At 58.7% G+C, this 23,283-nt stretch carries 15 protein-coding genes; 5 read left to right on the forward strand and 10 right to left on the reverse strand.

Annotation, left to right across the window (positions count from 1 at the left end; genetic code table 11):
* Positions 1-33: 33 nt before the first annotated feature.
* The 3 genes from rnhA to ACZ5DH_RS12735 all read right to left on the reverse strand — a co-directional run bounded on the left by rnhA (position 34) and on the right by ACZ5DH_RS12735 (position 3,881).
* Entirely contained in the window at positions 34-504 is a 471-nt protein-coding gene (gene rnhA / locus ACZ5DH_RS12725) for a ribonuclease HI (RefSeq protein ID WP_464254625.1), read from the reverse strand.
* 946 nt (positions 505-1,450) lie between these two features.
* Positions 1,451-2,872 carry an adenosylhomocysteinase gene (ahcY, locus tag ACZ5DH_RS12730; RefSeq protein WP_464254626.1) on the reverse strand — a complete coding sequence of 474 codons (1,422 nt, stop codon included), beginning with the start codon at positions 2,870-2,872 and terminating at the stop codon, positions 1,451-1,453.
* A gap of 70 nt (positions 2,873-2,942) precedes the next feature.
* Positions 2,943-3,881, reverse strand: coding sequence for an ArsR/SmtB family transcription factor (locus tag ACZ5DH_RS12735; protein ID WP_464254627.1), 939 nt, complete (start codon positions 3,879-3,881; stop codon positions 2,943-2,945).
* Between the two features lie 138 nt (positions 3,882-4,019).
* On the opposite strand from ACZ5DH_RS12735, the gene ACZ5DH_RS12740 reads away from it, so the two are divergent.
* Together ACZ5DH_RS12740 and ACZ5DH_RS12745 are read left to right on the forward strand one after the other, a co-directional pair.
* Entirely contained in the window at positions 4,020-4,550 is a 531-nt protein-coding gene (locus ACZ5DH_RS12740) for a DciA family protein (protein ID WP_464254628.1), read from the forward strand.
* A gap of 439 nt (positions 4,551-4,989) precedes the next feature.
* A complete protein-coding gene (locus ACZ5DH_RS12745; RefSeq protein ID WP_291301425.1) occupies positions 4,990-5,367 on the forward strand; it encodes a hypothetical protein in 378 nt (125 codons plus the stop codon).
* 663 nt (positions 5,368-6,030) lie between these two features.
* Here the strand turns inward: ACZ5DH_RS12745 and ACZ5DH_RS12750 are convergent.
* Entirely contained in the window at positions 6,031-6,936 is a 906-nt protein-coding gene (locus ACZ5DH_RS12750; protein WP_464254629.1) for a hypothetical protein, read from the reverse strand.
* Between the two features lie 273 nt (positions 6,937-7,209).
* Here ACZ5DH_RS12750 and ACZ5DH_RS12755 point away from each other — a divergent pair, with 273 nt between their 5' ends.
* Complete coding sequence (locus tag ACZ5DH_RS12755; protein ID WP_464254630.1) at positions 7,210-10,761, forward strand: FAD-binding and (Fe-S)-binding domain-containing protein; 3,552 nt, start codon at positions 7,210-7,212, stop codon at positions 10,759-10,761.
* A gap of 877 nt (positions 10,762-11,638) precedes the next feature.
* Here ACZ5DH_RS12755 and ACZ5DH_RS12760 read toward each other — a convergent pair.
* Both ACZ5DH_RS12760 and ACZ5DH_RS12765 read right to left on the reverse strand, forming a co-directional pair.
* Positions 11,639-13,045, reverse strand: coding sequence for a glutamate decarboxylase (locus ACZ5DH_RS12760; protein ID WP_464254631.1), 1,407 nt, complete (start codon positions 13,043-13,045; stop codon positions 11,639-11,641).
* A gap of 3 nt (positions 13,046-13,048) precedes the next feature.
* On the reverse strand, positions 13,049-14,533 hold the full coding sequence (locus tag ACZ5DH_RS12765) for an amino acid permease (protein WP_464254632.1): 1,485 nt from the start codon (positions 14,531-14,533) through the stop codon (positions 13,049-13,051).
* 497 nt (positions 14,534-15,030) lie between these two features.
* Here ACZ5DH_RS12765 and gadC point away from each other — a divergent pair, with 497 nt between their 5' ends.
* On the forward strand, positions 15,031-16,500 hold the full coding sequence (gene gadC / locus ACZ5DH_RS12770) for a putative glutamine/gamma-aminobutyrate antiporter GadC (protein ID WP_464254633.1): 1,470 nt from the start codon (positions 15,031-15,033) through the stop codon (positions 16,498-16,500).
* A gap of 69 nt (positions 16,501-16,569) precedes the next feature.
* Complete coding sequence (glsA, locus tag ACZ5DH_RS12775) at positions 16,570-17,502, forward strand: glutaminase A (protein ID WP_464254634.1); 933 nt, start codon at positions 16,570-16,572, stop codon at positions 17,500-17,502.
* A gap of 100 nt (positions 17,503-17,602) precedes the next feature.
* Here the strand turns inward: glsA and ACZ5DH_RS12780 are convergent, their stop codons facing one another.
* From ACZ5DH_RS12780 to pnp, 4 genes are all read right to left on the reverse strand, one after another.
* Positions 17,603-18,550: an SPFH domain-containing protein gene (locus tag ACZ5DH_RS12780; protein WP_464254635.1), complete on the reverse strand. Its 948-nt coding sequence runs from the start codon at positions 18,548-18,550 to the stop codon at positions 17,603-17,605.
* A gap of 682 nt (positions 18,551-19,232) precedes the next feature.
* The gene (locus ACZ5DH_RS12785; RefSeq protein WP_464254636.1) at positions 19,233-19,709 is read right to left on the reverse strand and encodes an NfeD family protein; all 477 of its coding nucleotides are present in this window, start codon (positions 19,707-19,709) and stop codon (positions 19,233-19,235) included.
* Between the two features lie 105 nt (positions 19,710-19,814).
* Positions 19,815-20,780 (reverse strand): hypothetical protein, encoded by a 966-nt coding sequence (locus ACZ5DH_RS12790; RefSeq protein ID WP_464254637.1) that lies wholly within the window; start codon positions 20,778-20,780, stop codon positions 19,815-19,817.
* Between the two features lie 116 nt (positions 20,781-20,896).
* Entirely contained in the window at positions 20,897-23,149 is a 2,253-nt protein-coding gene (gene pnp / locus ACZ5DH_RS12795; protein ID WP_464254638.1) for a polyribonucleotide nucleotidyltransferase, read from the reverse strand.
* Positions 23,150-23,283: the final 134 nt, after the last annotated feature.

A 23,283-nucleotide genomic window follows, 5' to 3' on the forward strand; every position in this document is an offset into this window, starting at 1 on the left:
GGCGTTGCGGTATTGCGGTTTGCGCTGCGGCGGTTAGGGCTTGTAGCCGATATCCTGGGGCAGGTCGCGCCGACAGGCCTGGGCGCGGGCCAGAATGTCGCAGCGTTCGTTTTCGGGGTGACCGGCGTGGCCCTTGAGCCAATGGAAGGTCACCTTGTGCTGGCGCAGGAGCGGCAGCATGCGTTGCCACAGGTCCACATTGAGTACGGGTTTTTTATCGGACTTGATCCAGTTTTTCTTCACCCATCCCCACAGCCAGCCCTTGCTCACGCTGTCGCATACGTAGCGCGAATCCGTGTACAGATCCACAAGACAGGGATTTTTGAGCAGGACCAGCGCTTCGACAACGGCCAGCATTTCCATGCGATTGTTGGTGGTCAGGGCATAGCCGCCGGAAAATTCCTTGCGGTAGTCCTCGTCGTCCAGTTTGAGAATGGCCGCCCAGCCGCCGGGGCCGGGATTGCCGAGGCAGGAACCGTCTGTATGGATGGTCACTTTTTGCATTGTATTCCTTGGATGTTTGTCAGCGGCGCGCTGGCCTTGCCAACCCGATCATACCTGAAAAACCGGAAGCCCGGCGGCCCCGAAACTTTTTGCCGCGAATCCGCGCTGTGGCGCGTTTGCCGCCATGCGTGCATGCCGATACGTCTCGCCGGGCAGCGCAACTGCGCCCAGTGAAGCCCCGTGCTTTTTTTGCCGGAGCTTCCCCTGTTGCAGGTCTGCGCCAGCACGGGCGCAGCATACACGGCATGGGGATGGTGGGCAATGCGGCTGTCAACGGCGGATATGGCCGTGCCCCGGCCTTTCCGGCATAAACGGCCTGATAGCGCGGAGCGCGGGCGCGGACCAGCGAACGCGCCTGACGGCAGGTTTTTACGCGCGGCCCCGAACCGCCGCGCATCTCCGACGCAGCCGCCAGGGCATTTCAATGTGCATCCGGTAAAAATAAAATGACCGGAGTCTTGCTCCGGTCATTGCGCGGGGACGCGGCGGGCGGCCACCCCGTGCGCACGCTGGAGAGCCACACCCCCCAGCAAATATCAGGGCCGGAGCGCATATACACTCCAGAATTCCCGCGGGTAAAGACCGAAGCCCTGCCCGCACGGTTCAGACTGAAAACGCCCCGGAGCAGATACCCTTTGATTTGGCGTTACGCCAGGAAGGCTACCTCTGCATCCCCCGCCCCATCATGATAAAATACAATAAGAATTTTAGGGGGTGGGGGCGTGGGGGAGGGACCCTTCTGCAAAAGGGTCCCTCCCCCACAGAGCATTTCTGCCTGAAAACGTCCCATACACTGTCTAGACCTGATTAACTTTGAAATGCTTCACATTTCAAAGTTTCCATTCTGCCGAAAAATGCGATTTTCGGCAGAATCCACGCCACGTTGTGGCGCGCTGCACTTTCGTGCAGCGTTAGAGCATTTACACTTTTTCAAAGTTAAAATGCTCTAGTAGCGGTAATGGTCCGACTTGTAGGGGCCGTCCACATTGACGTTGATGTAATCGGCCTGTTCCTGGGTGAGTCTGGTCAGCTTGACGCCAAGGCGGCCGAGGTGCAGGCGGGCCACTTCTTCGTCCAGTTCCTTGGGCAGGGTATAGACCTTGTTTTCCAGCTTTTCGGTGGCCAGTTTGATCTGGGCCAGGGTCTGGTTGGTGAAGCTGTTGGACATGACAAAGCTGGCGTGGCCAGTGGCGCAGCCCAGGTTGACCAGGCGGCCTTCAGCCAGCACAACGATGCTGCGGCCCGACTTGAGGGTCCACTTGTCCACCTGCGGCTTGATGTTCAGGCAGGTGATGCCGGGCGTGTTTTCAAGGTAGGTCATTTCGATTTCATTATCGAAGTGGCCGATATTGCACACAATGGCCTCGTCCTTCATGCCTTCCATATGCTTGCCGGTGATGACGTGGTAGTTGCCCGTGCAGGTGACGTAGATGTCGCCATAAGGCAGCGCGTCTTCAATGGTAGTGACTTCATAGCCTTCCATGGCGGCCTGAAGGGCGCAGATGGGGTCGATTTCCGTCACCAGCACGCGCGCGCCAAAGCCGCGCATGGACTGGGCGCAGCCCTTGCCCACGTCGCCGTAGCCGACAACCACAACCACCTTGCCCGCGATCATGACGTCAGTGGCGCGCTTGATGCCGTCGGCCAGGGATTCGCGGCAGCCGTACAGGTTGTCGAACTTGGACTTGGTCACGGCGTCATTGACGTTGATGGCCGGGAACAGCAGCTTGCCAACGGCTTCCAGCTGATAGAGACGGTGCACGCCTGTGGTGGTTTCTTCCGAAACGCCCTTGATCTTTGCAGCCACCTTGTGCCAGTGCTGCGGATCTTCCTTGAGGCGCAGTTTGAGGCGGTCAAGAATGCACTGGAGTTCCTTGTTGTCGGTCTTTTCGTCAAGGATGGCGGGGTTGTTCTCGGCCTCGACGCCCTTGTGCACGAGCAGGGTGGCGTCGCCGCCGTCGTCCACAATAAGGTCGGGGCCGCTGCCGTCGGGCCAGGTAAGCGCCATTTCAGTGCACCACCAGTAGTCCTCAAGGGTTTCGCCCTTCCAGGCAAAAACCTTGGCCATGCCCAGGTCGACAATGGCGGCGGCGGCGTGGTCCTGCGTGGAGAAAATGTTGCAGGAGGCCCAGCGAATGTCGGCGCCCAGAGCATGCAGGGTCTGGATAAGCATGGCCGTCTGTATGGTCATATGCAGGGAGCCCGTGATCTTGAAGCCCTTGAGGGGCTTGCTGGGGCCGTATTTCTTGATGCATTCCATAAGGCCGGGAACTTCCCGTTCGGAAAGCTGCATTTCTTTTTTGCCGAAATCCGCCAGGGCCATATCGGCAACTTTGTGCGCCAGGCTCAGGTCAAGAGCTTTGGTCATGATGTCTCCTATCCTTTGAAGTATTTTGATTGCGTTGATGATCGCGCATGGGGGACGCTGCGCGTCCGCCTCATGTGCGTGGGGGGGAGCTGGCCTCGGCTGTCAGAAGCAGCAGGGTCAGGCCGCGGTCCACTGGCTGCCGTGTACAGGACAGCGTGCTGAAGCCGACCGCCTTGAGGTCGGCCGTCAGGCCGTCTTCGTCAAAGCCAAGCCAGCGGTCGCCATAGCGGTTGCGCATGGTTTCGTCGGTATGGCGCAGAAAGTCCGCCACAAAAAGACGGCCGCCGGGCGCCATGATGCGGCGTATCTCGCGCAGGCCGAGTATGGGGTCGGAAAGGTGGTGCAGCACAAGGTTGATGCAGGCGAAATCCGCTTCCTGATCGCGCAGGGGCAGGTGGCTCAGTTCGCCTATGCGCAGGGAAACACGGTCGGCAGAGAGGTCTTCGGGCGTAAAGCGACGGCGGCAGATTTCAAGCATGCGCGCGGAACCGTCCACGCCAATGACGCCCTTGGCCAGCGGCAGCATACGCGCCAGCACGGCCCCTGTGCCGCAGCCGAGGTCAACCGACGTGCCGCAGTTTTCCGGCACGGCGGCGCACACGGCGGCGGGCAGGTCAAAGGCGCCGAGAACTTCGCGGTTCAGTTCGTCCCAGTCTTCCGCAATGGCGTTGAAGAACTGGCGGGTCTTGAGCGCGCGTTCTTCCAGCATTTGCGCGGCCATGTTCAGGTCCGCCCGCATGGCGGCGTCCGCATGGATAAAGGGGGTGATGGCGCGCAGAAACTCCCGTTCGTCACCGCTGCGTGGCGCTGCGTAAAACACCCACAGCCCGTCGCGCCGCGAAGTGAGCAGGCCCGCTTCGGTCAGGATCTTGAGATGACGCGAAACCCGCGACTGTCCCATGTCCAGAATGCGCACCAGTTCGTTGACCGACAACTCGTAATGCAGCAAAATGTGAACGAGGCGAAGCCGTGTTTCGTCTGAAAGAGCTTTAAAATACAGAAGTGCCATTTGGTTACCCGTAGTAAATCAACTTATGCGGATGCTAATATCAATGTATCCGCATATAGTCAATGAGGGCTGACCGGGCCGAAGTGTTCGCGGACCGGCACCCCACCATACAGCGCATCTGCCACGACGGAAAAATTCATGACTCCCAAAGTGTTTCGTAAAAAAAATAAATATGCCGAGCCAGTGGCGGCCGGTGAGGTTATGGCCGCAGTCATGGCCGGGCTTGGCGTGGATGCGGAGCAGGCGCAGGCCAGGAGCCGCCTTGGGCATCTGTGGCAAAACTGGAATATGGTCATGGGCGAGGACCTGGCCCCCCTGGCGCGCCCCCTGGGGCATCACCGGGATATGCTGCTTATCGGCGCGGAAGACGCCATGCTGGCGCAGGAACTGCACCTTATGAGCGGGGAACTGCTGGAGCGCGTCAACGCCTTTATGGAAACGCCCTTTTTCAACGGCGTGAAGGTTTCACTGCTTATGGGCAAGCAGGGGCTGGACGTGACGGCCTGCAATCCTCTGCCGGATGAAGATATGGGCTGGCGCGCCCCCAGGGCCGTCATTCCTGATCCCGTGCAGGCGAGCGGCGTGTTTCTGGCGGAAATGGCCCCGGATTCGCCCGTGGCGCGGGCGTACTCCCGCTTTGCGGAACGCCGGGCCCGCGACAAGCGCTGAAGGCTGGCATGCGAGCATCCTGGGGCTGAGCAGGCAAGGGCTGAACTGGCAAGAGTTGATCTGGCAGAAAACCGCAATGCGACAAAAATGTTCCGCCGCACCTGTGTGCGGGATGCTGCCTGGCATGCCAAAGCACCTTGGCATACTCCCTCCCCTTTTTTTCGTCCACAGTAAAATACTATGCTTCTGGCCGTCGTGGGCTTGCCGTCCCCTGTGCGTGTTTCATGAAAAAATCGTGTGAACCGCAAGACTGTTTAAAGAAAGTTTTGTTAAAAAATCATTAAATACCAGTATAATGAAATATGTGCTGTTTTTTTCTTCATGCGATTTTGTTGTTTGTTTGCTGCTATTATTGACAACCGTTTGTATGCAGTGCTAGCTTCCTGAAAGCGTTACCCGCCTACGCACAAATGGCGGGCAAGAGCACGCGGAGGATTGAATGAACGTGCAGAAAATAATGGAAGACATTTGTCTGAAGCACGATAACGGCAGCGACTTGAGTTTTCGTGGCCGACTTTTTTCAGAGTGCTCGTGGTATGACGAAGCACTTGGCACGCTCACCCGTCAAAAGCTTTATGTGACCGACACCAACGATCAGGTGTATTATATCGTGCGTTCCTCCGGGCAGGAGCGTAGCCGCCGCGCATACCGTCTTGCCGTGCGTGGCGATAATTGCATTATCCATAACGGCATGGCCGAAATGTCTTTGCAATTTGATATGCTTATGCTGGCCGTGCGTGGTCTGTGCGGGCTTGAAGCGGGCGCAACGCCGACGCTTTCTATGGTGGAAGAAATGCTCAAGGCCGCGAACGCCTGATTTTCTTCATTTCCTGATGTGTAAGGGGCGGTCCTGACGGGCCGCCCTTTTGCGTTTTTGTTGTCAGCGTTGTTATTCTAGAGTTTTTCAATAAACGGCGCGGGGTAAGCCGCATTGCCAGCCTGCGGGGCGGGGTTTTGGCGCAACGCGCCTGCGCTTGTCTACAAGCAGGCGGCCACACAGCTGTTTTGACGGAGCGGGCATGGCTCTGGAGTAAACGGGGCGTTTCTGGCGGCTGCGGTTTTATGTTCCGTCCGTCGCAGGCCAGACGACAAATGCCGCTACGGCGTGTGGCCGCGCGGTTTCTGGCATTTTTCAGTTCGCAAGGCGTGCGTAACGGCAAGGTATATTCGCCTGTGCGCACGGCCTTGCGGGGGCTTTTTCGGCCGCCTCCGAGCGCGCAGCCATTGCTGGCAACGCCATGTGCGATGCCTCAGTGCTCCGGCGGCCACGGAGTGTGGCCGCGCAGCCCAGAAGTCATTTCAAGATGCGCGTGTTTGGAGAGATGTACGTTACGGCGAGCTGTACTCGGGCGCGACGCCAGAGCATGTCACTTTTTTCAAAGGTGCAATGCTCTAAGATTTTTAGGGGGAGGGGGCGTGGGGGAGGGACCCTTTTGCAAAAGGGTCCCTCCCCCACAAAATATTTCAAAGCGAAAGGGCTCTAGTCCGTTGTTTCCGGCAGGGCCTTCTGCCCCTCGTCGGATGTGGTTTCCGTCCGGGGCAGGGGGGTGAAGTAGTTGGTGCCCCAGGTGAGGGCCAGAACAAAGACGGCGGCGAACAGTCCTATGACCGGGCTCCACAGCGGCGACGCGGAGAGCGCCAGCCGCATGAGCAGGGTGCCGATGACAAAGCCGGAATTGCGGAAGACCGCGTGAAACGCCGGCATATAGCGCTGCGCAATGAGCACCATGGTGATGTCGGAAAAAATCAGGATGGTGTACAGGGTTTCAAAGAAGCTCTGGTCGTTGCCTGTGGAGACAAAAAGGGTGACGTCGCGCACGGCCACACCCATAAAAATGACAAAGAGCACCAGGGCCAGCAGCTTTTTGCTCATGACGTAGCGCATGCGCAGGCTCGGTGATGCAATGAAATGCATATGCCGCCGGGCGATGCGTTTGTACAGGCCAAGGCACAGGTACACCAGCAGGGCGCCTGCACCAGATATGGCAATGTAGAGCACGGGCAGCATGTCGCTGGCCACGCTGACGGGCTCCGGCAGGTGGGCCAGCTCCTTGAAGGCATTGCGCAGCAAGATAAGCGTAAGAATTTCGAATTGTTTGCCCATGGACTGTGAAAGGGAACTCGGTATGACAAGGATGAGGCTCATGACCTCGAGCACCAGTATGAGTGTAAAAGCCAGGTGGATGGCATAAAAATGGTTTTTTGGCGTGACGGATGCCAGCCAGGGGGGCAAGAGGCCGTGGCGGTTCAGCTCAACGCCCAGCAGTGCCAGGAGGTAGACCCACAGGATAAAAAAAGCCACACGCCGCTGGGTGGCGGCACGTTCCCAGGAATGTTGCACCCAGTCGAAAGCGTCAGTAAGGGGCTGCAATCTATCTATAAACATGTCTTATCCTCCCTGCTGAGCATGCGTGTGCCGTAGCCGTTTGCGATGAAAAAGCATAGCGACACGCGGCCAAATGTCAAAGCAGGCTTTGCGGCAATCCGGTGAAAGGTTGAATTTTTTTATGTCGCGTTCTGGCGGCCATGCCCCGTGCGGGGCGCTTTTATTGCCGCCACTTGCCTTCCGCGCGCATTGATCGTAGAAAAAGGGCTTCCCACAAAACCTGCTGTCTGTCATTCTGACGGATTGCCGCAGTGCTCACGAGGTTAAAACGCCATGCCCCATAAGGGTCCGCATATCTCCATCTCTCCCGACTATGTGGTGAACCGCATTTTGCGCATCAATATCGATGACTTTGCCGAATGGCCCGAGTCAGTGCGCAGCCTTGCCATCGCCATTGCCGAAGAGCTTTTTCTGGTGGCCTACAATCCCTTTATTGATGCCGATACGGTGCGCGGCAGTGTGCGAGCGAGCTTCGACAAGGAATCTGTCTCTCTGGCGCACTATTACGCCACGGCCATTGGCGAAGGCATCACCATGTTCTGGTCGGCGCATGAGGCCGAAATGGAATTCAGGGAAAAGCTCATTGATGCCCTTGGCGACATACTGCCTGCCGAGTGCATTTTGACCAATCCCGGCGCGCTGGTGGAGTCCGCCACCGATGCCACGGACTTGCGCATGGAGCTGCCCCTGCTTGTGGTTGAGCCCGATACCACCGAGCAGGTGGCCGAACTGGTGAAGCTCGCCAATGACATGAAGTTCGCCCTGATCCCGCGTGGCGGCGGTTCGGGCATGACGGGCGGGGCCGTGCCCGCGCGCAAGCGTACCCTTATTGTGAGCCTTACCCGCCTGACGCGCGTGGGGCCCATTGATATGAAGGAGATGACGGTCATCTGCCAGGCTGGCGCCATAACCCAGACTGTCATAAACGCCGTTGATGCCGCTGGCGCGCTTTTTTCCGTGGACCCGGCCTCCAAGCAGGCTTCCACCATCGGCGGCAATGTGTCGGAAAACGCCGGCGGCCCAATGGCCTTTGAATACGGCACCACGCTGGACAACCTCCTGTGGTGGCGCATGGTGACCCCCACCGGCGAAATCATCACCATTGAGCGCGAAAATCATCCGCGCCACAAAATCCTTCCCTCAGAAACCGCGATCTTTGTGGTCAAGGATGTGAGCGGCGGCGTGCGCAACGTGGTGCACCTGCACGGGGACGAAATCCGCCTGCCGGGCCTTGGCAAGGACGTGACCAACAAGGCTTTGGGCGGCCTGCCCGGCATGCAGAAAGAAGGCGTGGACGGCATCGTCACCGAAGCCTGCTTTATTCTTCATCCCAAGCCCAAGCACAAGCGCATCATGGTGCTGGAATTTTTTGGCCGGTCAATGCATCCGGCCGCCGTGGTGGTGCGCGAGCTTGTGGCCCTGCGCAACCGTATCCGTGAGGAAGGGGACTACGCCCACCTTTCGGCCATGGAGGAATTCAACGCCAAGTACGTGCAGGCCATCGAATACAAGCGTAAGTCCGAGAAGTACGAGGGTTCGCCCATCTCGGTCATCATCCTTCAGGTGGACGGCGACGACCCCTACCTGCTGGACACCTGCGTGGGCGACATCGTCAGCGTGGTGGAGCAGCAGGAAAACGTGGATATCATCGTGGCCGCCGACGACAAGGAAGGCGAGCGCTTCTGGGAAGACCGCCACAAGCTTTCGGCCATAGCCAAGCGCACTTCGGGCTTCAAGCTCAACGAAGACGTGGTCATTCCAATGGAACGCATCCCGGATTTCGCGCTCTTTCTTGAGCAGATCAACCTGGAATGCACGGCCGGGGCCTATCGTCACGCGCTTCAGGAAGTGGGGCGGCTGCCCGGCTATCCTATGGAAGACAAGGACTTCAACAGGGAATTTTCTCAGGCTTCCAAGGCCGCCTCTGGCGATGTTTCCGCCGCCGACGTGTCGGATATGGAAATGGCCGAACGCGCGGAGGCTTTTCTGGCCGTTCTGAAAGAAAAATATCCGCATCTGGCCAAAAAGATAACCAAGATCCAGGAATACATGAACGCCAGCCGCATTGTGGTGGCAAGCCATATGCACGCAGGCGACGGCAACTGCCATGTGAACATTCCCGTGAACTCCAACGACGCCCAGATGCTGGAAGCGGCCGAAGAGGTGGCCGCCCGCGTCATGGCCGAATGCCAGGAAATGGGCGGCGAAGTGTCGGGCGAGCACGGCATAGGCATCACCAAGATCGCCTTTTTCAGCAAGGAAAAAATGGACGCCCTGCGCGCCTTCAAGGAGCGCGTGGATCCCCGGGACGTCATGAATCCCGCCAAGCTGGTCTACCGCGACCTGCCCGTGCGTCCCTTTACCTTCTCGTTCAACCACCTTATCCGCGATATCCGTGAAAGCGGTCTGTCGGACAAGGACAAGCTCATCCACCTGCTTACGTCCATTCAGATCTGCACGCGTTGCGGCAAGTGCAAGCAGGTCTGCTCCATGTGCTATCCCGAGCGCTCCATGCAGTACCATCCGCGCAACAAAAATATGGTGCTGGGCATGCTGGTGGAGGCCGTGTACTATTCGCAGGTCAACAAGGGCCGCATCGACGAGCGCCTGCTCAAGTGGATGCGCGATCTGGTGGAACACTGCACGGCCTGTGGCCGCTGCATGGCCAGCTGTCCGGTGAAGATCCCCTCGGGAGAGGTGGCTTTGACCCTGCGTGCCCTGCTGGAGCACGAGGGAGCGGGCGGGCATCCCATCAAGGAGCGTGCGCTGGAATGGCTTGGACGCGATATTGCCCACCGTGTGCCCAAGGCCGCCAAGATGGCCTCTCTGGGCCAGAAGATGCAGAACAAGTTCCTTGGCTTTCTGCCAGAGGTGTGGAAGCGCCGCATGCAGAGCCCGCTTTTTTCCGGGCGCGGCCCCAAGATGGGCTACACCAACCTTTATGAATCCCTCAAACTGCACAGAGGCGCTGTGTTCGCGCCAGCCGAGCCCACGCCCGGCATGCCGCTGGTGCTGTACTTCCCCGGTTGCGGTGGTGCGCTCTTCTATGACCGCATAGGCGTTTCGTCCATAATGCTGCTGCTCAAGGCCGGTTTTGCCGTGGCCGTGCCTCCCAGGCATATGTGCTGTGGATTCCCCCTCTTGGCCGCTGGCATGGATACGGCCTTTGAAGACAACATGGCCCAGAATCGTCAGTATTTGGCCTCCATGCTGCGCAACCTGGCCAAGCAGGGCTTTGACTGCAAGTATCTGGTCACGGCCTGCGGGTCCTGCCGCGACGGCCTGGAACGCATGAATTTGCAGGCCCAGTTCCCCGATCTCGTTATGCGCGATGTGGCCCAGCTCACGCTGCCTCTGCTTTCTTCCGACAGCCTGAGCGCCCCTCTGCCCGAAGGCTCCAAATTGCTCTATCACGGAGCCTGCCATTGCGAGTGGGCCGACGTGCACAAGGTCAAGGGGCAGAAGCAGGTTGCGCGCGCCCTGGGCGATTTCACCGGAGCCGACGTGATGCTCAGCCCCGGTTGCTGCGGCGAATCCGGCATGGGCGCCATGACCTCGCCCCAGATATACAATCTGCTGCGCACCCGTAAGCAGAAGCGGCTTGGCGAAGCCCTTGGGGACGACTATGCCGGCCCCGTTGTCGTGGGTTGCCCCTCATGCAAAATCGGCATCGCCCGCTGCCTTATCAACATGCATGACAAGCATTCTGTGCTGCATGTGGCGGAATGGCTGGCTGGCCTTATTGACGGCGAGGACCGCAGGCAGGGCTTCCGTAAAAAGGTCAATGAAACCCGCGGAGAGGTGCGGGTTGTCAATGTGAAATAAATGGTTGGTCTGGCGCATTGCGGTATTGCGTGATGCGGCCTGAAGTGGAAATAAACAAACGCCGCTCCTGTATGTAGGGGGTGGCGTTTGTTGTTGGATGGCGGTAAGTTACAGGATTTTTCATGAGTCGCTTTTCATGAGAGGCAGAGAATCGTTGGAGGGGGCGTGTTGATGGTTTTGAGAGTATATTATCGTAATGCTGGCCTGCCAGATTGTTCTGGTTGGGGCCGCCTGCGCGGCGGGCGGCAGAGGGGGCCTGTTAGGGGCTGCGCCCCTCCGAGGCCCCCTCTGCACTCCCCCCGGACGACCCCGCTGTGGCTTTCCCGTTTCCGCCATTCCACGAGGGCTGCGCGGCTTCTGCTGTGGGAGCTTCCTCGCTGCGCTCGGCGATCTCCCTCCGCGCCGCGCAATGCCATCGGCGTGTGGATTTTGAGGGCAATCGTACCGTGAAGTTGGTCTGGCGGAGGCAAGGGTAAACGGTAGCCGAGCAGCGAAAGTGCGGTTTGCCCTCGTTATTACGTATCCTAGAGCAGATTAACTTTGAAAATATACATTTTCAAAGTTTGAGGCACGCTCACTTCGGCCTCCGTGGCGGGCGGCGGAAGATATGTTATGGGTGCCGTGTCAGAGCAGATAAACTTGCGATGGCGTATTGCCTGTAAAGCTCTGTCTCAGGAATTCTCGTTTCAGGTCAGGCAACACCCTTGTGCGGGTACAATAAAGGTTTTAGGGGGTGGGGGTGTGGGGGAGGAGACCCTTTTGCAAAAGGGTCCCTCCCCCACAAAGCCTTTTCCCTCCCCCACAAAGCCTTTGCGGGAAAGGCGCTTTGGCACAATGCGCAAAGCGTCTCCCCCGCAGTCAGGAGCTTTTTTTGTGGTTACTTTTTGGCGCAGCGGCCAGCGTGGCTGTTGCTGCCGGCTTCGGTTTCAGTGAGGGGCTTGCTCACCGGGTGGGCGTCAAAGTGGGCCATGGCCCGCTTGATGTCGTCAATAAGCAGGGAGCCCATGTCACGGCTGAATCCGTGGCGGACCAGAACACGCATGACCACGAGATCTTCGCGGTGTGCGGGCATGGAGTAGGCGGGAACCTGCCAGCCACGTGAACGCAGGCGGTCAGAAAGGTCGTACAGGGTGTAATTGACCTTGGCCTTGGGTTTGAAGGCCCAGCACAGGGCCGGGATGCCGCCGCGCCCGTTGTACAGAACCTCAAAGGGGCCAAGCTTGCCGATGGCGTCGCCAAGGTAGCGCGCCGTGTCGTAGCAGTTCTGGTGAATGCGGCGGTATCCCTCCTTGCCGAGGCGCAGGAAGTTGTAATACTGGGCGATGATCTGCCCGCCGGGGCGGGAGAAGTTGAGGGCAAAGGTGGGCATATTGCCGCCAAGATAGTTCACATTGAAAATGAGGTCTTCGGGCAGGTCGGTTTTTTCGCGCCACACGACCCAGCCCACGCCCAGGGGAGCAAGGCCGAACTTGTGGCCGGAAGCGTTGATGGACTTGACCCTGGGCAGGCGGAAATCCCAACGCAGGTCGGGGTCGATGAAGGGCGCGAGGAAGCCGCCGCTGGCTCCGTCAACGTGGATGGGGATGTCCCATCCCTTGCTCTTCTGCAATTTGTCCAGCGCCTTGCTGACTTGTTCCACAGGCTCATACTGGCCGGTAAAGGTCACGCCCAGGGTGGGCACAACGCCTATGGTGTTTTCGTCGCAGCGTTTGACGGCTTCGTCCGCGTTCATGATGAGGCGGTCTTTTTCCATCGGGATTTCACGCAGTTCCACATCCCAGTAGCGGGCGAACTTTTCCCAGCACACCTGCACGGGGCCGCATACCATATTGGGTTTGTCATAGGGCTTGCCTGCGGCCTTGCGCATGTTGACCCAGCGGCGCTTCATTGAAAGACCGCCGAGCATGGCGGCCTCGCTGGAGCCCGTAGTGGAGCAGCCGAGGGTTCCCTTGGGATCGGGGGAGTTCCACAGGGCGGCCAGCATATGCACGCAGCGTGTTTCTATCTCGGCAGTCTGCGGATATTCATCCTTGTCGATCATGTTCTTGTCGACGCATTCGGCCATGATCTGATTGATCTCGGGGTCTACCCAGGTCTGGCAGAACGTGGCCAGGTTCTGGCGCGAGTTGCCATCCATCATCAACTCGTCGTGAATGGCCTGATATACGTCGCGGGGGCGACTTTCATTTTTGGGCATCTCGTAGCGCGGCATGGCATTGGCCATATCTGACGCGGCGTAGGTGTCGTCAAGCACGGTATTACGCAGGGTACTCTTTGCAGTCATGCTCTACTCTCCATTGTTGCCGTTGGTTGAAACACTATTTTCTGTTTTAACTTCAAGCTTCCATTGAGGTTTTTTAAAGGCCTGAATAAGAAGCGGCATAGCCAGAAACGTGCATAGTCCGCCTGCCACCAGGCCCACATAAAGGGCAGGATTGCCAATGGGCAGGTTGTGTGGTGGGAAAAACCCCACAATAAAGGCAAAGGCCACGCCCAAAAAGCCCAAGCCGCCAATAAAAAACATGCCTGTTAATCCGCCGGGTACGCGGTATGGGCGCGGCAGGTCCGGCATGGTTATGCGCAGCCATATGGCCGCGCTGAACATGAGCAGATACATGGCCAGATAGATGCTGGCCGTAAGGGTAGTCAGAATGAAAAAGGCCACGCTGACGTTCTCGACCAGAAAGTATACGGAACTTAAGGCCAGAACTATGACGCCCTGTATGGCCAGTAAGGCTACCGGCGCGCCTGCCTTGTTCTCCTTGCCGAGCAGCGGAGGGGCTTCGCCCTCACGCGCCGTTTCCAGTATGCCCTTGCTTGGGCCGGATACCCAGGCCATGACGTTGCCCACGCCGCCGAAGGTTATGAGCAGAGCCACCACAGGCACAAGAAAATCAAGGTTGAACTTGTGCAGAATAAGCGAAAAAGCCTGCATCAGACCCGCAGTAAGGCTCATCTCATGGGGTGAAAGCACGGCGGCGACAGCCAGTGAACCCATCATGTAAATAACGAAGGCCATGGCCGCAGCCAGCAGCATGGCCACAGGAAAATCCCGTTCGGGCTTTTTCATGGCGGTTGCCTGTACGCTCTGCACTTCAACCCCTGCGAACATAAGCACAATGCCGGCCAAAAAGGTCACGCTGCCAAGTCCTGACAAATACGGAAAAAAGCGTGGATGCACATGTTCACGTACCGTGTGCCCATCCACCCGGACACTTTGCTCCAAAAAAGCGATGGCATTGCCCTGGTCAACCCAGAGCAGACCAAGAACGATGATGAACAGGCTTGGAACAAGCGTGCCGATGAATACGCTGTATTTCGTCAGCGTATTTACCGCGTCTGTGCCGCTGAGGGCCACCGCGGTGGCGCATGCGTATATGCCGATGCTGACAAGGCCCGTGTAGAGGCCGCTTTGGGCAAGATGCGGATCCCCCAGGCAGTACGCCAGAGAAGCTGCGGAAAATCCGAGAATAGTGGGGTACCAGGCAAGCGTTTGTACCCATTGCATCCATATGGCCACAAAACCCCAGCGCGGGCCAAAGGCTGCCTTGACCCAGGTGTACACGCCTCCTTTTTGAGAGGCGAAGGCGCTGCCAAGTTCAGCAGCAACCATGGCCGCGGGCAAAAGAAAGATGAATGTTGCGAAAAGGATGTAAAACACCAGCGAAAGCCCTTCGGCAGCCATCATGGGCAAAGCGTTGAGGCTGACCACCGTACCCACCGTCATGAGGGCCATGGTCGAAATGGCTACGTTTTTTCGCTGCGCGGGCATGCGTACTCCTGGAAAGAAGTTCGGTCCAGTAAGCTGCGGAGGGGCGTCCCCCCGGTAGGGGAGCAATTCTTAAAAGGAATAATTCCAATTAATCAAAGCTAAACATATTCCCGTACCTTTGACAATATATTTGCTTGACTATTATATGCAGCAAGATCAAAGCGCATCGGAAAAGTTTTTTGCGGCGCTTTCCTGTTTTTGGGCGCACTGACTGGATTTTTTGCTGCTGTATATGATCCTACTGAATATCGGCTTTTCTGATTTAACCGTGCCTATAAGACGACAAAGCAATTAAAACAATAAAATCTATTGACTGGATACAGGTTTTTACCTACCGTTGCTCTAACTGGGAGTTATTATTGATTGCTAGTCAGAATCTGCCATCTCCAGCATTGATTTCAATCAGAGTTTTCTTTTGTGTGAGTGGAATTTACACGCAACTATAGACGAGGAGCGTCACAATGGGAGAAGCAAAAGGGCAGACGTCCGGATCTAAAATGACTATTGCCACAATTGTGGTAATGAATATCACCGCAGTTGTGAGCCTGCGTTTTCTTCCTTCAGAAGCGGAATACGGCTTGGGATCAATTTTTTACTTTGCTCTTGCAGCCGTTGTATTTCTTGTGCCCATGTCTCTTGTGGCCGCGGAGCTTGCCACCACCTATCCTGAAAAGGGCGGCGTGTTTCGCTGGGTGGGCGAGGCTTTTGGCCCGCGCTGGGGCTTTTTGGCCATGGCCATGCTGTGGATAGAAGTCATACCCTATTTCCCCACGGTGCTGACATTCGGGGCCGTTTCCATTGCCTTTATGGATCCCCACATAAGCATGGCAGAAACTATTGCCGCCAATAAATGGTATATCACAGGCTTTGTGCTCATAGTTTACTGGATTTCAATGTTTATCGCCTTGCGCGGCGTTGGAATTTTCGCGCGGGTTTCCAAATGGTGCGGCATTGTAGGCACCATCATTCCCGCGGGGGTCGTGGTTGTTCTGGGTTTCGCCTACCTGTTCTTCAGCGGCAAGCCTCCGTTGATCGAACTGAGCTGGGGCGCGTTGCTGCCCGACTTCACCAACTTCGGCAACGTGGTGCTGGCTGCCAGCATCTTTCTCGCGTACGCGGGCATGGAAATGAATGCCGTACACGTCAAGGATATGGATAATCCCACCCAGAAGTACCCCATTGCCATCACCATAGCTTCTCTCGGCACGGTGGCCATCTTCCTTTTGAGCACGCTGGGGATCGCCTTTATTGTGCCCAAGCAGGACATCAACCTTACCCAGAGCCTGCTGCTGGCCTATGACCTGCTGTTCAGGTGGATCGACGCCGACTGGCTGGGTTCCGTGCTGGCCGTCATGCTGGCCTTCGGCGTGCTGGGCGGCGTTGTCACCTGGATTGCCGGTCCCAACACGGGTATGCTGGCGGTTGCCAAGGCCGGGTACCTGCCGCGCTGGTTCCAGAAGACCAACAAGTACGGCATGGGCAGCCGCCTTATGATCGTGCAGGCGGTTATCGTGAGCATCCTGTCCATCACCTTTGTGATCATGCCCTCGGTGCAGGCGGCGTTCCAGATTCTGTCGCAGCTCACCGTCATTCTGTATCTGGTCATGTACCTGCTCATGTTCGCCAGCGGAATCCGGTTGCGGCAGACGCAGCCGGCCCGTCCCCGTCCCTACCGCGTGCCCGCCATGTATCTTTGGGCCACCCTGGGCTTTTTGGGTTCCCTGCTGGCCTTTGGGCTCAGCTTTGTGCCGCCGGTGCAGATATCCGTGGGCAGCCCGGAAAGCTACGTAATGTATCTTGTGGTGCTGGTGGTCATTTTTATTGCCATTCCGCTGGTTATCTTCGCCATGCGCAAGCCGGAATGGCGTGACCCCGCCTCGGACTTCGAGCCGTTCACCTGGGAGAAGGAAAAGACACAGAACCAGCCAGGGGCGCAAAACCCTGCTGCCGCAAATCCTCAGTCGTAACGGCGCGCGTAACGCAGTGCAGGTGCAGGGCGGCAGCGCATAGCGCCGCCCTGCGCAAAGGAAATGCCCATGCACGATATTGAAAAAATCCAGTCCGTGGTGGACAGCGCCCATGCGCAGTACAGCAAGGCTCCGGGTGGAGCCAATGCCGACTATATACCCTTTCTGGCCAATATTCCCAGTGAGCTTGCCGCGGTGGCCGTTGTAACGGCACAGGGGCAGTCGGCTTCGGCGGGCGATGCGCAGTACCGCTTTGCCATAGAGTCCATTTCAAAGGTCTGTACCCTTGCCCTGGCTCTGGAAGATATGGGAAGACAGGAGATACAGGAAAAAATAGGCGTCAGCCCGACGGGGCTGCCGTTTAATTCGGTAATGGCCCTTGAACTGCATGGCGACAAGCCCCTGTCGCCTCTGGTCAACGCAGGGGCCATGGCATCGGCCAGCATAGTGAAGGCCGGTTCCAGGGAAGAACGCTGGCAGCGTATCCTGGGCATACAGCGCAGGCTCGGCTCAAAGGACATCGCCATGTCCGACGAGCTTAACCGTTCGGAGCAGACCACCAATTTTCATAACCGGGGCATTGCGTGGCTTTTGTACGCGGCAGGCAACATGTACTGCGACCCTATGGAAGCCTGCGACGTGTACACGCGCCAATGCTCGACCCTGCTGACAACAGTGGAACTGGCCACCATTGGCGCGACCATTGCCGCCAAAGGGCGCAATCCCGTTACGGGCGAGCAGGTGCTCAAGCCTGAAAACTGCGCCTGCATCATGGCGGAAATGACCATGGAGGGCATGTACGACAGTTCGGGCGAATGGGCCTATACTGTGGGCCTGCCCGGCAAGAGCGGCGTGGGCGGAGGCATTGTGACCATTGTTCCGGGCATTATGGGCATAGCGGCCTTTTCACCGCCGCTGGATCCTGTGGGCAACAGTGTGCGCGGCCAGAAAATGGCCGCCTTTGTGGCCCGTGAGCTTGGCTATAACCTGTACAAATCCTGACGGCACAACAAAGACTCCACATGATAAAGGGCCGCCCGGCGTCTACGCCGGGCGGCCCGAAGCATTTTTGAAATGTGAAACATTTCAAAGTTAATCTGCTCTAAGAGCGGTTGCCGCTCCTGCCAAGGCCTTCGCCGGGTTTGATGATCTTGCTCACGGCAGCCACCATGCCCGCCGCATCGGCGATATCCGAGGGGATGATAAGGCTGTTGCCCTGCTTGGCAATGTGGCCGAACTGGGCAATGTAGGCTTCGGCCAGGCGCAGCTGGGCAGCGGCCACGGCATCGTTGCCAAGCTGTTCGCCCACGATGCGCAGGCCTTCGGCCGTGGCCATGGCCACAGTGCGGATCTGCGCGGCTTCGCCGTCGGCCTTGTTGATGACGGCCTGCTTGTCGCCTTCAGACTGGGCAATGGCAGCGGCCTTGGCGCCTTCCGCCAGGTTGATGCGCGACTGCATTTCGCCTTCGGACTGGGCAATGACGGCACGCTTTTCGCGTTCAGCGCGCATCTGTTTTTCCATAGCTTCCATAACGGTGATGGGGGGCGTGATGTCGCGGATTTCATAGCGCAACACCTTGACGCCCCAGGGCGCAGTGGCGGCGTCAAGGGCCTCCACCACTTCCTGGTTGATGCGCGTGCGCTCTTCAAAGGTGCGGTCGAGCTCAAGCGTGCCTATGACGGAACGCAATGATGTCTGCGCCAGCTGGATGGCGCCCCACTCATAATCCGAAATGCCATAGGCGGATTTGTCGGGCGTGATGATCTGGAGGTAGAGCACGCCGTCGATGTCCACGCTCACGTTGTCGCGGGTGATGCAGGTCTGCTTGGGCACGTCCAGCACCTGCTCCTTGAGGCTGCGCTTGTAGGCGATAACATCCACAAAGGGCACAAGAATATGAAAGCCCGCGTACAAAACCTTGCTGAACTTGCCGAGCCGTTCCACCACGAAGGCGGACTGGTTGGGCACAACAACCGCTGTTTTGACAAGGACGATGATAACCAATACGGCCAAGAGAAAAAGCCATCCGAAGCTGTTCATGAATTCCATAATTACCTCATGCATGTAGTGTAGAGCAATGTTACGTAAAAACTGCTCTTGGCGGCTGCGGGATCAGGCGCTCGCCGTGAAGGTGAAGGCGCAGTGCGTCTGCGCTGTTAAACGCCGTAGTGAGCGTGCCTTAAACTTTGAGAATGTATATTTTCAAAGTTTTCATTCAGCCGAAAAATTCGATTTGCGGTAGCCGTTAGCGGGTCTTTGCCGCTTACGGATAATCAATGCTGTCTTTGCGGCAGCCGTTGCTTTAGCCGTTGCGTCGCAACGGCTAAAGCTCGGCTGAATCCACGCCACGTTGTGGCGCGCTGCACTTTCGTGCAGCGTTAGAGCATTCACACTTTTTCAAAGTTACAATGCTCTAGTACGGTCAAAGCGGGTTCGCGTTGTGCCTGGCAGCACGAATTCGGCGCAAATATGCATTATGACCGGGGCGCGGCGCTGTACGGCGGATATGTCGGCTCTGGGCTTGCGCGTTGCGACGTGCAGAGCCATATGGCGCTTGCGGCGCGTTTTGCAAAAAAAAGGTGGCGCGGTTTACTGGCCGCAGGGGCTCCGCTGACCCGACTGGGGTGGCGGCCCGGCTGGCATTGCTCCGTGTGCCCCGGCTGACGCGGTCAGCGCGGCGTCGTGGCCGTCACCGCGTCGGGCATGCCCGGCATCCGGAGAAAAACCGGTTTCAGGATACAGTCACGGGCTGCACGCGCAGCACCAAGGCATTGCCCGGATTGGCCCCCAGCACCAGTACCGGACTGCCTGCCGCAATGTGTTCGTGGGCTGTGGCGCGCCAGAAACTGCCGTCTATGCTGACCTCGCCCACTTCGCCAGGGCGCAGGGCCTTGCTGACGACGCCCTGCCTGCCTGTCAGGGGGTGCGGCGCGCACTGTTCCTCGTCCTGCCCATCGCAGTTTGTGGACGGGTTGCGGCTGGAGCGTCCGCCAAAAACGGCCCGAAGGCGGCGGCGCAAAAACAGCAGGGTAAGAAGGGAAATGCAGATGAAGACAACGATCTGCCAAGCGAGGTCCATGCCCAGCAGCGCGGCCAGGGCGGAAGCCCAGGCCCCCACGCCGAAAAAGAGCAGCACCATGGCCGGGGTCATGAGTTCGGCCACAAAAAAGGCCACACCCACGATAAACCAGAGAAGAGGCGCGTTCATGATATGTTCCGTGCGGTCAGCCGTGTGCGCCGGGGCGGCCTGTCGCTATTTGAAGGGGCGCGGAGGCGCTGCGCCTCCGTGCCCCTTTGTGAAAAAACCGGGCCTCTACTGTTGCGGGGCCTCGTCAATGTCGATAATGCGGCCCTGAAGCCAGATGTAGGCATCAATGGCCATGCCCGCTTCAGGCTCCAGATCGCCCAGGACCATCTTAGACGCATAGATGACCAGGCGCAGGGGCTCGCGGTTGTCAAAGGGAAAGGTGACAAACAGCACCTTGACCGGCATGTTTTCCAGATGGGTGTCCTGCACCTGATCAATAACGGCGCGCATCTGGTATTCGCTGAAGTTGCGGCCGGGCATGATCATGTGGCGGTCGCTCACGTCCACCTGCAGGGGCGGCACGTCCAGACGGCTTTTGTCGGGGTTGGCCGCAAGCCACTGCTCGGCATAGGCCTCGTACTGCGGGCCCTGGGTGATGGTCATCTGGTCCAGCAGGGCCTTGCGCACCGCATAGGCCAGACCGGCCACCAGAAAGGTGTGCGTAACGCCGGGGGTAAGGTCTGCCCTGTCACGGCCGTACAGCGGGTCAAAGAACCACATGGGGTTCTTGCCCTCGATCATGCTGACGGCCACGTTGGCGCCCATGCCGTTTTCCCACGGGTGCACGCCGTCAACCATAAGGTCATTGGGCAGACCGTCCAGCAGCGGGGTGGCGGAGGCAGGCGTGAGCTTTTCGCCTTCCTCGCCCGTCATCAGCACCGAGGCGCGCACGGGCTGATCCTGCGGCCATGCCATCAGGATGTGGTCCATGTTGCCGCGTTTCCACTGCCATGAAGGGCGGGTTCCGCCTTCATGCAGAACCGTGGCCACAATCTGCCCCATAATTTCAGCAGGGTTGCGGCCCGTAAGCACTGCCCAGGCATCGCCCAGGCCTTCGTAGTGCGTACGGTTTTTGCCTTCGGCAGCGGCCTGCGCGTCTTCGTGCGCCCTGGCTTCGGCCTCGGCATTCCGGCTTGCGGAAGTTTTGTTGTCAGCGGTTTCAGGTGCTGTGTTTTCGATCTTTTTGGACATGGGAGCTTCCTTTACTGCTCTTTCAGCGGCCCGGCCATGCGCGGAGGCGCGCCCGGCCGGGAATGCTTCAACTCAAGCCTCAGGTATACTGCGCGTTGAGAATGTCCGGCAGGCGATTAGCGCCTGTCGCCACGACCGCCACGGTCGCTACGGTCACGGCCGCGGTCGCCGCGACCCCTGTCGCCGCCACGGTCACCACGGTCGCCACGGTCAGAGCGGGGCGGGCGGGCGGTGTCTTCGGGATTCCAGGGATGGCCCTGTTCTTCCAGCAGGACGGCCTTGCGGCTGGCGCGGATGCGGTCGCCATTGATTTCAATGACCTTGACCACCATGTCTTCGCCAAGGCGCGCCACGTCGCCGGGCTGCTCCACACGGTTGATGTCCAGCTGCGAAACATGCACAAGGGCTTCCACGTTGGGAAGAACTTCAACGATGGCGCCGATTTCCATGATTTTACGCACCTTGGCAGTGTAGTTCTTGCCAATGTCGGGGCGCTGGTCGTAGTAGGAAACCATTTCGCGGGCTTTTTCAAGGGACTCGGCCGTGGGGGCGAAGATGGACACGCGGCCCGAATCCTCGATGTCCACGGAAGCGCCGGTAGCCGCGGTGATGGCCTTGATGTTCTTGCCGCCGGGGCCGATGATGAGGCGGATGATGTCGGGGTTCACAAAAACTTCGGCATGCTGCGGGGCAAAGCGCGAAAGTTCCTTGCGCGGCGAAGCGATGGCGCTGGCCATTTCTTCCAGAATGTGCAGGCGGCCCTGACGGGCCTGCTGCATGGCGCTGCGCATGATTTCCGTGGTCAGGCCCGTGATCTTGATGTCCATCTGCACGCCGGTGATGCCTTCGGCAGTGCCGGCGATCTTGAAGTCCATATCGCCCAGAGCGTCTTCATCACCGAGAATGTCGGTGAGCACGATGAACTTGTCGCCTTCCTTGATGAGGCCCATGGCCACACCGGCCACGGGAGCGGTCACGGGCACGCCCGCGTCCATGAGGGAGAGCGAGCCGCCGCAGACGGCGGCCATTGACGAGGAACCGTTGGATTCCATCGTTTCGGACACCACGCGCAGGGTGAAGGGAAAGTCCGTCACAGTGGGCAGCACGGGGCGCAGGGATTTTTCAGCCAGGGCGCCGTGGCCGATTTCGCGGCGGGACACGCGCACGGGTTTCACTTCGCCCACGGAGAAGGGCGGGAAGTTGTAGTGCAGCATGAAGCGCTTGGTGACATCGCCGGTGAGGGAGTCCATGCGCTGTTCGTCAGTGGAGGAGCCGAGGGTGGCCACCACCAGGGACTTGGTTTCTCCGCGGCGGAACAGGGCGGAGCCGTGGGCGCGGGGCAGAAGACCGGTCTGGATCTGGATGGGGCGCACGGTGGTGGTGTCGCGGCCGTCAATGCGCGTGCCTTCGTTGACGATGCGGGCGCGCACCAGCTTCTTTTCAAGGCCGGACAAAATATCGCCCACAGCCTTGAGGGCGGCTTCGTTTTCAGCCCAGGTCGCGTCGGCCTTGAGGGCCTCCATAACCTTGCTTTTCACTTCTTTGCGGGCATCCTTGCGGGCCATTTTTTCAGGCACGCGCAGGGCTTCTTCCATGCCGTTGGCAAGGGCCAGCTCATGCACGAGGGCCACCAGGGCCGGGTCGTCTTCATGCGGGGTAAAGGCCATCTTGGGCTTGCCGCAAAGCTCGCGCAGCTTGTGCTGGATTTCCACCAGCGGGAGAATCTGCTGACGGCCCCATTCCAGTGCGTCAATGATCACGTCTTCGTGCACAAACTGGGCGTCGCCTTCCACCATGGTGAGGGCGTCGCCGGAAGCGGCGAAAACGATGTTGAAGTCGCTGAGGGCCTGCTGCTCGAAGGTGGGGTTGAGCACGAACTGACCGTTGACGCGGCCGATGCGGCCACCGGCCACCGGGCCTTCAAAGGGCAGGGGAGACAGCATGATGGCCGCCGAAGCGCCCGTGAGGGCCAGCACGTCGGACTCGTTTTCCTGGTCAGCGGAAATGACGCTGGCGAGCACCTGCACGTCTTCGTTCAGGCCCTTGGGGAACAGCGGGCGAATGGGCCTGTCGATCAGGCGCGAAACCAGGGTCTCACGCTCGGACGGCCGGCCGATTTCGCGGCGGAAGAAGCTGCCGGGGATGCGTCCGGCGGCGTACATTTTTTCGGAGTATTCAACGGTAAGGGGAAAGAAGCCCTTGTCGAATTCCAGGGGCTGCGAGCAGACGGTGACGAGCACCACGGTGCCGCCGCACTGTATCCAGACTTCACCGTGGGCCTGATTGGCCATACGGCCGGTTTCCAGAATAACTTCCTTGCCGCCTACCTGGCAGGTGAGGCGGGTGGGATTGAAAATATCTTGTAACATGTAGATTCCTTTGCATGGGCGAAGGGGATTCCGGCAAAAGCGGGCAGAGTGGCGTGTCCCTGCCTGATTTTCCCGGACCCCCCTTCAGGCGTTGCGCCCCATCGGGGGCAGTTTGCGTACATCAGAGCATTTTT

It is taken from the genome of Desulfovibrio simplex (genome assembly GCF_055387835.1).

Excerpts from the sequence above, each read along its gene's own strand:
- ACZ5DH_RS12740 (WP_464254628.1), top strand. The coding sequence starts at position 4,020 with ATGACTCCCAAAGTGTTTCGTAAAAAAAATAAATATGCCGAGCCAGTG.
- ACZ5DH_RS12755 (WP_464254630.1), top strand. The coding sequence starts at position 7,210 with ATGCCCCATAAGGGTCCGCATATCTCCATCTCTCCCGACTATGTGGTG.
- ahcY (WP_464254626.1), bottom strand. The coding sequence starts at position 2,872 with ATGACCAAAGCTCTTGACCTGAGCCTGGCGCACAAAGTTGCCGATATG.
- ACZ5DH_RS12765 (WP_464254632.1), bottom strand. The coding sequence starts at position 14,533 with ATGCCCGCGCAGCGAAAAAACGTAGCCATTTCGACCATGGCCCTCATG.
- pnp (WP_464254638.1), bottom strand. The coding sequence starts at position 23,149 with ATGTTACAAGATATTTTCAATCCCACCCGCCTCACCTGCCAGGTAGGC.
- ACZ5DH_RS12735 (WP_464254627.1), bottom strand. The coding sequence starts at position 3,881 with ATGGCACTTCTGTATTTTAAAGCTCTTTCAGACGAAACACGGCTTCGC.
- ACZ5DH_RS12790 (WP_464254637.1), bottom strand. The coding sequence starts at position 20,780 with ATGTCCAAAAAGATCGAAAACACAGCACCTGAAACCGCTGACAACAAA.
- glsA (WP_464254634.1), top strand. The coding sequence starts at position 16,570 with ATGCACGATATTGAAAAAATCCAGTCCGTGGTGGACAGCGCCCATGCG.
- ACZ5DH_RS12745 (WP_291301425.1), top strand. The coding sequence starts at position 4,990 with ATGAACGTGCAGAAAATAATGGAAGACATTTGTCTGAAGCACGATAAC.
- ACZ5DH_RS12785 (WP_464254636.1), bottom strand. The coding sequence starts at position 19,709 with ATGAACGCGCCTCTTCTCTGGTTTATCGTGGGTGTGGCCTTTTTTGTG.
- gadC (WP_464254633.1), top strand. The coding sequence starts at position 15,031 with ATGACTATTGCCACAATTGTGGTAATGAATATCACCGCAGTTGTGAGC.
- ACZ5DH_RS12760 (WP_464254631.1), bottom strand. The coding sequence starts at position 13,045 with ATGACTGCAAAGAGTACCCTGCGTAATACCGTGCTTGACGACACCTAC.
- rnhA (WP_464254625.1), bottom strand. The coding sequence starts at position 504 with ATGCAAAAAGTGACCATCCATACAGACGGTTCCTGCCTCGGCAATCCC.
- ACZ5DH_RS12750 (WP_464254629.1), bottom strand. The coding sequence starts at position 6,936 with ATGTTTATAGATAGATTGCAGCCCCTTACTGACGCTTTCGACTGGGTG.
- ACZ5DH_RS12780 (WP_464254635.1), bottom strand. The coding sequence starts at position 18,550 with ATGGAATTCATGAACAGCTTCGGATGGCTTTTTCTCTTGGCCGTATTG.